This is a genomic window from Haloprofundus halophilus (genome assembly GCF_003439925.1).
Classification (GTDB): Archaea; Halobacteriota; Halobacteria; order Halobacteriales; family Haloferacaceae; genus Haloprofundus; species Haloprofundus halophilus.
The window spans coordinates 894,119-906,483 of the sequence record NZ_QQRR01000001.1; the positions used below are offsets into that span (position 1 = coordinate 894,119).

11 protein-coding genes are annotated in these 12,365 nt (G+C 67.9%); 5 read left to right on the forward strand and 6 right to left on the reverse strand.

Annotation, left to right across the window (positions count from 1 at the left end):
- The first annotated feature begins 74 nt into the window (after nt 1-74).
- Complete coding sequence (locus tag DV709_RS04505) at nt 75-500, forward strand: RDD family protein (RefSeq protein WP_117592101.1); 426 nt, start codon at nt 75-77, stop codon at nt 498-500.
- Between the two features lie 155 nt (nt 501-655).
- Here the strand turns inward: DV709_RS04505 and DV709_RS04510 are convergent, their stop codons facing one another.
- Complete coding sequence (locus DV709_RS04510; protein WP_117592102.1) at nt 656-1,459, reverse strand: ZIP family metal transporter; 804 nt, start codon at nt 1,457-1,459, stop codon at nt 656-658.
- Between the two features lie 64 nt (nt 1,460-1,523).
- On the reverse strand, nt 1,524-3,389 hold the full coding sequence (locus DV709_RS04515) for a S9 family peptidase (protein WP_117592104.1): 1,866 nt from the start codon (nt 3,387-3,389) through the stop codon (nt 1,524-1,526).
- 238 nt (nt 3,390-3,627) lie between these two features.
- Here DV709_RS04515 and DV709_RS04520 point away from each other — a divergent pair, with 238 nt between their 5' ends.
- Nucleotides 3,628-6,954, forward strand: coding sequence for an FG-GAP repeat protein (locus DV709_RS04520; RefSeq protein WP_117592106.1), 3,327 nt, complete (start codon nt 3,628-3,630; stop codon nt 6,952-6,954).
- Between the two features lie 79 nt (nt 6,955-7,033).
- Nucleotides 7,034-8,089 (forward strand): glycosyltransferase, encoded by a 1,056-nt coding sequence (locus tag DV709_RS04525; protein ID WP_117592108.1) that lies wholly within the window; start codon nt 7,034-7,036, stop codon nt 8,087-8,089.
- Between the two features lie 66 nt (nt 8,090-8,155).
- Here the strand turns inward: DV709_RS04525 and DV709_RS04530 are convergent, their stop codons facing one another.
- Nucleotides 8,156-8,821, reverse strand: a complete 666-nt coding sequence (locus DV709_RS04530) for a plastocyanin/azurin family copper-binding protein (RefSeq protein ID WP_117592109.1) — start codon at nt 8,819-8,821, stop codon at nt 8,156-8,158.
- Nucleotides 8,822-9,103: 282 nt separating this feature from the next.
- Nucleotides 9,104-10,150: a M42 family metallopeptidase gene (locus tag DV709_RS04535; RefSeq protein WP_117592111.1), complete on the reverse strand. Its 1,047-nt coding sequence runs from the start codon at nt 10,148-10,150 to the stop codon at nt 9,104-9,106.
- A 124-nt stretch (nt 10,151-10,274) separates the two neighbouring features.
- Between DV709_RS04535 and DV709_RS04540 the strand changes: the two genes are divergently transcribed.
- The gene (locus tag DV709_RS04540; protein ID WP_117592113.1) at nt 10,275-10,538 is read left to right on the forward strand and encodes an MTH865 family protein; all 264 of its coding nucleotides are present in this window, start codon (nt 10,275-10,277) and stop codon (nt 10,536-10,538) included.
- Nucleotides 10,539-10,592: 54 nt separating this feature from the next.
- Here DV709_RS04540 and DV709_RS04545 read toward each other — a convergent pair whose 3' ends face one another.
- On the reverse strand, nt 10,593-10,841 hold the full coding sequence (locus tag DV709_RS04545; RefSeq protein ID WP_117592115.1) for a hypothetical protein: 249 nt from the start codon (nt 10,839-10,841) through the stop codon (nt 10,593-10,595).
- Between the two features lie 73 nt (nt 10,842-10,914).
- Here DV709_RS04545 and DV709_RS04550 point away from each other — a divergent pair, with 73 nt between their 5' ends.
- Nucleotides 10,915-11,514: a J domain-containing protein gene (locus DV709_RS04550; RefSeq protein ID WP_117592116.1), complete on the forward strand. Its 600-nt coding sequence runs from the start codon at nt 10,915-10,917 to the stop codon at nt 11,512-11,514.
- 14 nt (nt 11,515-11,528) lie between these two features.
- Here DV709_RS04550 and DV709_RS04555 read toward each other — a convergent pair whose 3' ends face one another.
- Nucleotides 11,529-12,317 carry a DUF7839 domain-containing protein gene (locus tag DV709_RS04555; protein WP_117592118.1) on the reverse strand — a complete coding sequence of 263 codons (789 nt, stop codon included), beginning with the start codon at nt 12,315-12,317 and terminating at the stop codon, nt 11,529-11,531.
- Nucleotides 12,318-12,365 lie beyond the last annotated feature (48 nt).

Consider the following 12,365-nt stretch of genomic DNA (forward strand, 5'->3'; position numbering starts at 1 on the left):
GACAAACTACGCCGCGTTCCCCGGTGACGACATCACCACACTTATATAAAATATAGATACAGTCTTTCTCACAGATGAAAAGACCGATAGCACAACTCGGAACGCAGAAGAAAACGTTCGGACCACGGCTGGAGGCGTTCGTCATCGACGTCGTTCTGCTGGCGGTCATCGCCGGTGCGTTCGCCGGCGTCGGCGCGGCGATCAGTATGGACATCCTCGTACTCGTGATGGTCGGCGCGTTGCTCCTCCCACCGTTCTACTTCGTCTACATGGAGGCCGCCTACGGGCAGACGTACGGGAAGAAGTACTCGAACATCGTCGTCGTCAACAAAGACGGCAGCGATGTCGGCTTCGTCGGTTCGTTCGTCAGAAATCTGCTCCGGGTCGTCGACAGCCTCCCGTTCTTCTACCTGCTGGGCATCGCGCTCATCTACTTCACCGACGACGCCCAGCGCGTCGGCGACATGCTCGCGAAGACGGTCGTCGTGGAGACGGAGTGACGAGGCGGAACCGCCGATAGTCGTTTTTCGACGTTTCGTAGCAGTTCGCATCACCGGACGTTCGCATCTCTGGCGTTCGTATCACGGACGTTCGTATCACGGACGTTCGCATCTCTGGCGTTTGCATCTCCGGACGTTCGTGCCCGCACGCCGACTCACCCGAGCGTCACGTCCAGATACAGCATCACCACCACGCCGAGCATCGTTCCGAGCGTCGCTATTCGCTCGTGTCCGCGGGCGTGGGTCTCCGGGACGATCTCGTCGCTGATGACGAACAGCATCCCACCCGCGGCGAAGCCCATCGCGTACGGGAGAATCGGCTCCGCGATGCCGACCGCCCACGCGCCGAAGACGGCGAGCGGAATCTCGACCAGTCCGGCGCGGACGCCCGCCAGCGCCGCGTAGAAGTACCGGCCGAGTCCGGCGTTCAGCGCGGCGACGGAGACGGCCAACCCTTCGGGGATGTTCTGCAGGCCGATGGCGAGCGTCAGCGCGAGCGCGTTGCCGAGGTTCTCGGAGCCGAACGAGACGCCCACGGCGAGGCCCTCCGGCATGTTGTGCAGCGTGATGGCGACGATGAACAGCAGGACGGAGGCCGTCCGCGGGTTCCCGCGGCCGGGGTCCTCGCGGACGCGGCCGGTGATGACGACGTGGACGTGCGGCACCCAGTCGTCGGCCCTATCGAGGACGGCGACGCCGGCGAGGATGCCGACGACGACCGGCAGAATTCCGCCGATGGCGATGCCGGGGAGGATGAGACTCGTGAAGCTCGCCGAGAGCATCACGCCCGCGGCGAAGCCGAGCGCGCCGTCGAGCGCGCGCTCGCTCGGGTTGCGCCAGACGAGCACGACGAGCGCCCCCAGCGTGTTGAGCACGGCGATGACGACGCCGCCGGCGAACCCCTGTACGACGGGGTTCGTCCCGACGAGGCGGACGAACAGTTCCTCGGCTGCGACCATCTCGAATCGTCTCGTGTGAGAGAACGACGGGGTGGAGGATAAGTTCGAGGCCGATTCGGGGCGCTCAGGTCGACTCGTTTGGCTTCCCTGGCTCACCTGGCTTGCCGACGTGTTCGTCGAGGAACTCCACGATGGACGCGTACGCGGTCTTTCGGTTTTCGAGCTTCGAGAAGCCGTGGCCCTCGTCGTCGAAGACGAGTTCGCGCACCGGGACGCCCCGCTCGCGCGCCCGCTCGACTATCTGGTGGGCTTCGCCGACGGGCACCCGCGGGTCGTTCTCGCCGTGGAGGACGAACAGCGGACACTGGATTCGGTCGATGCTGTGGATGGGCGAGATGGATTCGAGGAACTCCCTGTCCTCTTCGAGGCTGCCGTACTCGGCCTCGCGGAGTTCGCGCCGCCACTCGCCGGTGTTCTCGAGGAACGTGACGAAGTTGGCGATACCCACGATGTCGACGGCGGCGGCCCACAGCTCGGGGTACTCGGTCACCGACGACAGCACCATGAACCCGCCGTAGGAGCCGCCCATGGCGACGATTCGGTCGGGGTCGACGGAGGGGTGGTCGTGGAGCCACTCGACGGCCGCTTTGATATCCTTCACCGAGTCCATCCGCTTCTCCACGTCGTCGAGGTGGCCGTACGCCTTCCCGTAGCCCGCCGACCCGCGGACGTTCGACTCGAAGACGGCGTAGCCGTGGTTCAGCAGGAACTGTTTGACGCCGTTGAACGAGGGGCGGCGCTGCGCTTCGGGGCCGCCGTGGATATCGACGACGACGGGCGTCTTCGACTCGTCGCCGGCGCGTTCGGGCAGCGAGAAGAACGCCGGGATGTCGCGGCCGTCGAACGTCGGGTAGTGGACGAGTTCGGGTTCGACGAACGTGTCGCGGGGGATGCCCGCCGTCGACGCGCGGGTCCACCGCTCGGTCTCTCCGGTCTCCACGTCGACGACGTGGACGTTCGTGTTGTCGGTGCTCCGCGTCGCCGTGACGGCGAACCGCTCGGCGTCGGGGCCGAAACTCACGCCGCCGGCGACGCCCTTCGGCAGGTCCGGGTCCGGCAGCGGGTCGATGCTATCCGGGCCGTCCAAGGTGCCGACCGACAGCTCGGTATAGCCGTCGACGTTGCGCGAGTAGACGATTCGTCCCGTCTCGTCGTCGATAGCGACGCCGTCGATGTTCCACTCCTCGTCGCGTTCGACGGTGGTGAACTCGCGGGTTTCGAGGTCCAACCGGGCCAGGTCGAGCGTGTCGCTGTCGCGGTCGGTGACGAGGTAGAGGCTCTCTCCGTCCGGCGACCACTCGACGCTCTGGTAGCGGACGTTCCCCTCGTGCGGCGTCACGTGTTCGAGGTCGCCGGTCTCGAGGTCCAACACGGAGACGTCCATGTCGAAGTTCGAGTACGCCTCGTGGACGACGAGTCGGTCGTCGTCGGGCGACCACCCGCCGACGTTGAGCCAGCCGCTACCCTCGTGGACGAGCGTCGCGTCGTCGCCGGTCTCCTCGCGGCCCTGGACGTAGACGTCGAAGACGGACTCGTCGCGGCGGTTCGAGGTGAACGCGAACCGCTCGCCGTCGTGGCTCCACCCGCCCCAGCGGTGTTTGGCTTCGGGCGTCGCGGTGAGGTCCGTGATACGGCCGCTGGCGACGTCGAGCAGGTGGAGCTGTTGGCGCTCGTTGCCGCCCTCGTCCATCCCGAAGACGAGTTCGGGGCGCTCGGGTGACCACGAGACGAACGTGACGCGTTCGTCGTAGAACGTGTGCTGTTCGGGCCACTCGCCGGGTGCGCCGACGCTCCACACTTGGGGGGTTCCGGTCGTGTCCACGAGGAAGGCGATGCGCGCTTCGTGCTCGTCGAAAACCCCGCCGGGACCGAACGACGCGCCCCCGGCGCTACGGACGTTGAGATACCGCTCGATGTCGTACGTTTCCATATCTCGGTGTGTCTCGCCCGTACCAAAACGATTCGCCTCGCGGAACCGTAACGGAAAATTTCCGGGCGAGCGCCGATAATCCGACGGGGTCCGCCAGTCTAACGCGGCTCCGTACGCGAGTCTCTCGCGGCGCCGAACGTCGCCGCCTCGAAACTCTCGGGACTGCTATCGGGACTATGCCGCGGTTTCCTGTGTGTTGTTAACGAATAACAATCTCCCGGATTATCGTCCACCACCTATGCTCACATCCCGACAACGGCGGGCGTCGAGGTACGTCGTCGGTGCGGTCGTCCTCGCACTCCTCGCCGGCACGGTTTTCGCGGGCGTCGGCCCCCTCGCCGCGCTCGGGGCACAACCGGACGAAGCGGCGGTCGAGACGACACAGGCACAGACACAGCAAACGGACGACCCGTTCGGCGGAACCGTCGAGGGAGACCGGAATCTCTCGGCGGCGAACACCAGCATCGTCGGACAGAACGCCACCGACCGCGCCGGGTGGCGCGTCGTGCCCGCGGGCGACGTGAACGGCGACGGCGAAGGAGACGTGCTCGTCAGCGCGCCGCGCGCCGACCGAGGGAACGCGACGAATGGGACGCCGAACGTCGGCCCCGACGCCGGCGCGGTGTACCTCTTCTACGGCCCCGTCGACGCCGAGCGACTGAACGTCTCGGAGGCGAACGCCACCTTCGTCGGGAGCGAAGGCGGCGACCTCGCCGGGTCGAGCGTTACCGCGGGCGACGTGAACGGCGACGGGCTGAGCGACGTGGTCGTCGGCGCGCCGGGCGTCGACGGCGGTACCGGGGCGGTCTACGTCCTGTTCGGCTCCGAGGACCGCTCGGGCGTCGTCTCGCTGGCCGACGCGAACAGCACCGTCACGGGCCCGGCGACCGGCGACGAGTTCGGTCGCTCGCTCGCGGTCCTCGGCAACGGGAGCGACGAGTTCGCCGACGCGACGAACGCGACGACCCTGCTCGTCGGCGCGCCGTACAACGACAGTACCGGGACCGACGCGGGTGCAGCGTACGCGTTCGACGCCACCGCGCTCGCGGCGGACGCGTTCGAGAACGCCACGAACGCGAACGCCACCTACGTCGGCGAGGGGACGAACGACCGCGCGGGCTGGTCGCTCTCGTCAGCGGGCGACTTCGACAACGACAGCCGAGTCGACTTCCTCGTCGGCGCTCGCGGCAACAACAGCAGCGACGGCGCTGTCGACGCCGGCGCGGCGTACGTCGTCACCGACGCCGCCGACGCACTCGACGCCGACGCGGGCGAGCGCTCGCTCTCGAACGCGACGCTGAAACTCGGCGGCGTGGGCGAAGGCGACAACGCCGGCTTCGCCGTCTCCGACGCGGGCGACGTGAACGCCGACGGGTACGACGACGTGCTGGTCGGCGCGCCCGGCAACGACACGAACGGGTCGAACGCCGGCGCCGCGTACCTCGTCTACGGGGGAGGCGACGACGACGACGGTGACGACAGTGACGGCGCAGAACCGGAGACGCGCTCGCTGAGCGACGCGAACGTGACGCTGTACGGCGTCGGCGCCGGCGACCAGGCCGGATGGTCCGTCTCGGGCGCCGGTTCCGGCGACGTGAACTGCGACGAGTTCGATGACGTGCTCGTCGGCGCGCCGCGCAACGGCACCGACGGCTCGAACGCCGGCGCCGCGTATCTCGTCTACGGCGGCGACGCGCTCGCCGGCCCGCAGAGTCTCGCCGACGCGAACGCCACGTTCCGCGGCGCGAATCCGAACGACCGCGCGGGCTTCTCGGTCTCGGACGCGGGCGACCTCAGCGGCGACGACAGGGAGGATATCCTCGTCGGCGCGCCGTACGCCGATAACGACGAACCGGGTGCGGGCGCGGCGTACCTGATTCAGGGCCGCTGCGATGTCGAGCAGCCACCGGAGCCCTCCGACGGCGACGGGGCCGACGGGCCCGGTGGCCCGAGCGACGGCGACGGGGACGACCGGCAGGACGGTCCGAGCGACGGGGACGGCCCGCGCGACGCGCCGACCGAGCGGCCGGAGCCGGCGGCGCAGCCGGTGTCCGCGGAGTCGCTCGACTGCGAACAGCTCAGATTCGCCAACCCGAACGAGTTCGCGGTGAACCTGAGCTACACCGTCGTCTACGACACCGAGGGCATTCCGGACGCGGAGACGGAGTACGTCGTCCTCGAACCGGGAGAGACGCGCCTCGTCAACGACTCGGCTATCGGTGCGGACTCCTTCAACCAGTCGACGATACGCGTCAGCGCCGAACGCGAGGGCGGCGACGCCGAGCAGGTGCCGGTGAACGACGGTCCCAGCGCGAGCCTCGACGGCATCCGCTGCGGCGGTGACCCGAACATCAACGCGACGGCGGCCGACTGCGGGGAGTTCGTCCTCGAAAACTCGAAGCCGTACGCGGTGAACGTGACCTACGACGTCGTCGTCGAGAACGAGTCGGTGGCGACCCGGAACGTCACGCTCGCGCCGAACGAGACGCGCGTCGTCAACGACAGCGAACTTTCGCCGTCGAATCCGGACCTGAACGTCTCGGTCGAACTGACGGCCGAACGGGTCGACAACGGGGCGGTCGTCTTCGTCAACGGACAGCAGTTCGAGACGCTGCAGATAACGCCGTGCCCGCCCGACCCGTCCGAGATTCAGTCGGTCACCGTCGTCTCGGAGGCCTGCGAGCAGTACACCATCACGAACCCGAACGAGTTCTCGGTCAACGTCTCGGTCGTCCCGAACCTCGACGGGCCGCCGAACCAGTTCGTCGAGCTCGGACCGAACGAGTCGGTCACGGTGGAGAGCGCCGAACCGACGGACACGCGGTTCGCGGCGTACTCGGACGAGATCGACGCGCGCGTCCCGGTCAACGGCGTCGAGCAGGCGGACGTCGAAATCGCGCCGTGTCCGGAACCGCAGGATATCGAGGTGACGTCGGCCGACTGCGAGGCCGTGACCGTGACCAACCCCAACGAGTTGAACGCGACCGTCAGCTACCGACTCTCCAACTCCGAGGTGGTTCGCTCCGTCGAACTCGCACCGGGCGAGACGCGAGTCGTCGAAGACGAGACGTTCGGCGGCGAGACGGTGGTGTTCTCGGCGGTCCGCGGCGACGGTTACCGACTGCAGGTCGACGGCGCGGACACCGCCGAGATAGCGGTAGCGGAGTGTCCGGCGACCGAGACGCCGACTGAGACGCCGACCGAAACGCCAACCACGACACCGACCGAAACGCCAACCGCGACGCCGACGGAGACACCGACCGAAACGCCAACCGCGACGCCGACGGAGACACCGACCGAAACGCCGACCGAAACACCGACCGAGACTGCCACGGACACTCCGACAGAAACGGCGACCGAGACGGAAACGGACACTCCGACAGAGACAGCCACGGAAGAGGAGACCGAGACGCCGACCGAGACGGAAACGGAGGCGCCGACGGAGACCGACACGACCACAGTCGAACTGCTCGCCGGTTCGGTGACCACGTCCGCGAACGCCTTCCCGCTGATGGCGGCGCTCGCGCTTCCGCTGTTGGCGTTGCGGCGCTACTACCGCCGCTGAGGGCGGTTCCAGCCGTCTCCGCCGCGGCGTATCAATCGAATGGCATGGATTTTTATCACCGCCCGACATTCCGCTTCGTATGCGTGTCGCGTTCGTCTCGATGCTCACGACGCATCACGAGGAGACGCCGGTAACTCGGCGAACGCGACGAATCGTACGATATCTGTCGGAGCGCGGCCACGAGGTGGTCGTGCTCTGCGCGAAGTGGTGGGGCGGCGACGTCCACGAGTTCGAACACGAGGGAATCACCTACCGACGGGTGACCGACGAACCCGCTGCGCGCGGGTTCGCCTCGAAACTGCCGTTCGCGCTCCGGAAGGTGGGCGCGGACGTGATTCACGCGACGAACACGCCGCCCGGACAGGTCGCCGCCGCGAAGACGGCCGGGCGGTTCCTCCGGACGCCCGTCGTCGTCGACTGGTGGGACGACGTCGACTACGCCCCCTCGGGGTACCGCCGCGCCGCCAAGCGCGCGGATCTGGTCGTCGCGCCGTCGCAGACGGTGAAGACGCGGGTCAGAGAGCACGGCGCGTCCGAGAGCGACATCGAAGTCGTCCCCGAGTGCATCGACACGTCGCTCGTCCGCGACGCCGACAGCGACGAGCGAGCGCAGTTGGTTTACGCGCGACACCTCGACGAGCACGCCAACGTCGAGTCGTTTCTGCTCTCGCTGGCGGAGCTCCGGGACAGGGACTGGTCGGCCGCCGTCGTCGGCGACGGCCCCGAGCGAGAACGCGCCGAGCGAACGGCGCGCGACCTCCGCATCGACGACCGGGTGACGTTTCTCGGCGCACTCTCGGACGCCGAACTCGTCTCCGTGCTCAAAGGCGCGCACGTGTTCGTCCAGACTGCAGAGCGCGAACCGTTCGCGCGGAACCTTCTGTGGGCGCTCGCCTGCGGCTGTGTCAGCGTCGTGGAGTATCAGGTCGGGTCGAGCGCGCACGAACTCGTCGAAGGCCGCGAGCGGGGGTCGCTGGCGACCAGCCCCCAGGAGATAGCCGAGCGCATCGCCGCCGCCGGCGCGTTCGACCACTGGACGGACGACGAGGCGTACCGCGAGTACGACTGCGAGAACGTGCTCGACCGGTACGTCGACTGCTACGAACGCGTCGTCGCAAACTACGGGCTGTTCTGAGTCCGAGTACCGAAACCCGCGAAGCCCGGGAAGCCGGGGAAGCCGGGTTTCGCCGCGGTACGTCGACTACTCCTCGTAGTCGCCGCCGTACTTGATGAAGAAGTAGCCGAGACCGAGCGTCGCGACCATCGAGAACGTCGTCGCGACGCCGATGGACATCGCGCTCTCGGGGACCTGGGGAACGCTCGAACCACCGCCGCCACCGCCGCCGCCGCTACCCGCGTCCTCGGAGACTTCGATGGTGCCGACCATCCCGGCGCTCTCGTGGGGTTCGCAGACGTACTCGTACGTCGCTTCCTCCTCGAACGTGTACTCGTACGTGTGGCCCTCGTCGTAAATTTCGGTCTCTCCCCAGTCGCCCTCGTTCGGGACGACGTTGTGGCCGTCGGAGGCCCACTCGAAGACGACCGTCGTTCCGGGGGGAATCGAGAGCTCCTCGGGGTCGAACGCGAGCCCGTCGCTTCCGGCACCGACCGTGACGGTCTCGGTGCCGCCGCCACCGCCGCCCGACCCGCCCGCGGACTCGTTGCCCGACGACTCGTTTCCGGCGGACTCGTTGCCTGCGGTTTCGTTGCCGGCCGTCTCGTTGCCTGCGGTTTCGTTGCCCGAGGACTCGTTTCCGGCCGTACCGTTGCCCTCTTGGGCGGCCGCGGTCGTCGCCCCCGCCACTGTCGCGGTCGCACCGGCCGTCGCCCGGAGGAACGTGCGCCGCGAGATAGCGTCCTTACTCATGGTGGCGAGTTAGAAACGGTCGGTAGTGAATACTTTGGTTCGTACCCGCCCGACGTGCGGAAGTTCATATACGGTGAGGGGACCATCGCGGCCGTGCGCTGAGAACCGCCGCGGTTCGGCACAGCGGGTGTGCGGCCGACCGACCGCGGAGACGACGCTGCGGCCGCCTGTACGCCAACGACCGGTACTCATCGGGTGGTCCGTCGAGGCGGCTATTCGTCGAGGTGGTCGTCCGTCGAGGTGGCTATCCGTAGAGAACGACCGTCTGCCGAGCGGCCCCGTTCAGAGCGTGTAGTCGTGTTCGCCCGTCTCGGTCTCCAAGAACGCCGTCAGGAGGTCGATGGTCGCCGACACGTCGTCGACGTGGGCGCTCTCGGTCACCGTGTGGAGGTAGCGCGTCGGTATCGAGAGCGCGCCGACCGGCTTCGCGCCGCGGGTGTTCTGAAAGCCCGCGGTGTCCGTCCCGCCCGCGGGTAGAATCTCTAACTGGTACGGGATCTCCTCGTCCTCGGCCACCGACCGGAGTCGACGGTGGACCTTCGGGTTCGTAATGACGCTCGAATCCTTGAGTTTGATCGCCGTCCCGTCGCCGAGTTCGGTGACGTAGTCGGCGTCGTCGAACTCCGGCACGTCGTTCGCGACGGTGACGTCGAGCGCGACGGCCAGGTCGGGGTCGAGGTCGCCGCCGAGAGCCGTCGCGCCGCGGAGGCCGACCTCCTCTTGGACCGTCGCCGCGAAGTGAATCGTCACCTCGGGGTTCTCGATGCGGCGGGCCGCCTCCAGCATCGCGAACACGCAGATTCGGTCGTCGAGCGCCTTCCCCGTCACGTGGTCGCCGAGTTCGACCGTGGTCTGGTCCATCGTCACGAGGTCGCCGCGGGAGACGCGCTCGCGGACGTCGTCGCCGGAGCGACCGAGGTCGACGTGGACGTCCTCGACTCTGTCCTTCTTCTCGCGCTGCTCCTCCGAGAGCGTGTGCGGAGGGACGGACCCGATGACGCCCGGGAGGTCGCCGTCTTCGGTGTGGACGGTGACGCGCTGGGCACGGAGCACGCGGGCGTCGAACCCGCCGAGGGGGTCGAGCTGAAGGAACCCCTCGTCGGTGATGTGTCGGACCATGAAGCCGATCTCGTCCATGTGCGCCGCGACGGCGACGCTGTAGTCGCTCTCGCCCTCGATAGTGCCGACGACGTTCCCCATGGCGTCGGAGGTGACGCGGTCGGTGCTCGCTTCGAGTTCGCGGCGGACGAGTTCTCGGATTCGGTCCTCGTACCCGGGGACGCCGCTCGTCTCCGTGAGTTCCTGTAGAAGTTCGAAGTCGAAATCCATGCTGAGTGGTGGCCGACCCGGGGGAAAAACGCACGGGTCCCGGCGGTCGGTACCGGAAAACAACTCACAACTCGTTCTTCATGGTTCCGGAACGTTTTTGCGCCGGATACGTCCATGGATAGCTATGGCAGACGAATCTACCGAAGCGGAACTCCGTGCACAGCTACAGGAAGCTTTCGAGGGCGCAGACTACCCGGTCAGCAACCAGATGGACCTCGTTCCCGCGCTCCCGAACGGGCCGGGCACGCGCTTCGAGGCGGGCGACGTGAGCTTCACCGCGATGGAGATGGCGGCGAAACTCGGTAGCCACCAGGACTTCCCGTACGAAGACGCCGACACCCTCGTCGACGACGTGATGGAAGGCCTGCGCGCCGAAGGGATGCTCTAAGCTCCGAGAGTTTCTTCCGACTTTCTCCCCCGCGACCAGCGGCGCGTGGCGCGTTCAGTCGCCGCGTCGCTCCCGGCCGTGTTCGTCGCAGAGCACCGCTCCCGCCTCGGAGTCGAGATAGAACGGCTCACCGGCCTCGACAGCGCGGCCGCAGACCGCACAGCCGTCTCCGTGCCGGAGAAAGTACTTCCCGTCCGCGCGACCGGTCTCCAGTCGGTCGGCCTCGACGGCGGGACGCGTGAGTCCCTCGCCGATTTGGGTTCGCTCCGAGCCGTCCGCGGCCTCGAATCGGATGATCGGCACGGTGTCGTTACGACCGCGGCCGACAAAGCTTCCGGGGCGAGCGATTCTTAATCGTTCGCGTCCAACCACGACTGTGCTTTCGGAGTGGCTCGCCCTGTTTCCCCCGTGGCTGCTCGTCGGTCTCTTCTTCGGAGCGGTGGCGTCGGTGTTCGCCGCCGGGGTGTTCGTCGTCGGGGGCCGACTGTTCCCGACGGCCCCTGTCGACGAGAGCGAGAGAGTCGACGGAACGACTCGACGACGCGCCGAGATTCGAGAGTATCTCGCCGCCATCGGCGAACCGTTCGCCGAGGACCACCCGGTCCACGGGCAGACGGTCGCGTTCTACCTCCCGTCGCGGGACGTCGCCATCACGTTCGACGCGCAGGCGTACTTCCGCATCGAACGCGCCGGAACCTACGCCGTGCTCTGCGAACACGAGATGCCCGGCGCGCAACTGGGTCGGCGACTCCCATTCGAGGTGCCGGAACTCGAACCCGAACTGGCCGACCTCGACGACCCCATCGCCGAGGCGTTCGAGCGTCTCGGTCTCCCGGCGACGGCCAGTGCCGACGACGTGAAGGCGGCGTATCGCGCGCAGGTCAAGCGCGCCCACCCCGACCACGGCGGCGACGAGGTGGCGTTCAAACGCGTCCGCGAGGCGTACACGACGGCGAAAGACCACGCCGAAGCGTGAACGCGGTGAAGAGCTCAGCGGCTGGCGAGTTCGGTGACCTCGTGAGAGATGTCCTCGTCCCGGAGTGCGTCGGTGACACGGCCGACGGCGTCCATCGTGGCGACGACGAGAACGGACTGTCCGCGCGCTGCAGCGCCGGCAGCGACTTCGCCCGCGGCGACGGTGACCGCGGGTTCGACGCCCGCCGAACGGAGCGCGACGGTCGCTTCGACGCCCGCGGCGACGACGATGTCGGCGTCGGCGCAGCGGTCGGCGAGCGCGTCCGCGTCGACGACGCGACTGCCGCCCGTCCGAACCGCCGGGACCTGGACGACGGTGACGCTCCCGGTGTCCATCTCGATGACGCCCTCGAACCCGGTGACGCCCACGTCGGTCCCCGCCCCGGCGTCGGTCGTCGCGACGCCCGTCGCCGGCCCCTCGTCGCCCGGCGTCGCGTGCAGTAGCCCCCCGCGGATGGACAGCGAGACGGGGTCGCCGGCTTCGACGTCGGCGGTGGCGATGGCGGCGTCTTCCTGGACGCTCTCGAGGACGTCCTCGGTCACGTGTTCGGCGTAGCGTCGCAGCGATTTCGCCTCCCGAAAGAGCCAGTCGACGCCCTCCTTCGTCACGCGGTAGCGCGACCGACCCTCCTTGTCGACGAGTCCCTCGTCGACGAGTTCGCGGATGTACTCGGAGACGGCTTGGCTGGTGACGCCGACCGCCGAGGCGATCTCGCCCTGGCTCACCGCCGGTTGCCGGTCCGCGATTTCGGCGAGGATTCGAAATCGCGTGGCCGTGCGTTTGTCCCGCAGGGCGTCGCTCATGTCGCCAGGGTAGACCGGAGGCGTGAAAAAGTCACCGTCGCGGCGGCG

Bases quoted from the DNA above. Each gene is read 5' to 3' on its own strand.
- DV709_RS04525 (WP_117592108.1), top strand. From the start codon at position 7,034: ATGCGTGTCGCGTTCGTCTCGATGCTCACGACGCATCACGAGGAGACG.
- DV709_RS04535 (WP_117592111.1), bottom strand. From the start codon at position 10,150: ATGGATTTCGACTTCGAACTTCTACAGGAACTCACGGAGACGAGCGGC.
- DV709_RS04510 (WP_117592102.1), bottom strand. From the start codon at position 1,459: ATGGTCGCAGCCGAGGAACTGTTCGTCCGCCTCGTCGGGACGAACCCC.
- DV709_RS04505 (WP_117592101.1), top strand. From the start codon at position 75: ATGAAAAGACCGATAGCACAACTCGGAACGCAGAAGAAAACGTTCGGA.
- DV709_RS04555 (WP_117592118.1), bottom strand. From the start codon at position 12,317: ATGAGCGACGCCCTGCGGGACAAACGCACGGCCACGCGATTTCGAATC.
- DV709_RS04520 (WP_117592106.1), top strand. From the start codon at position 3,628: ATGCTCACATCCCGACAACGGCGGGCGTCGAGGTACGTCGTCGGTGCG.
- DV709_RS04540 (WP_117592113.1), top strand. From the start codon at position 10,275: ATGGCAGACGAATCTACCGAAGCGGAACTCCGTGCACAGCTACAGGAA.
- DV709_RS04530 (WP_117592109.1), bottom strand. From the start codon at position 8,821: ATGAGTAAGGACGCTATCTCGCGGCGCACGTTCCTCCGGGCGACGGCC.
- DV709_RS04515 (WP_117592104.1), bottom strand. From the start codon at position 3,389: ATGGAAACGTACGACATCGAGCGGTATCTCAACGTCCGTAGCGCCGGG.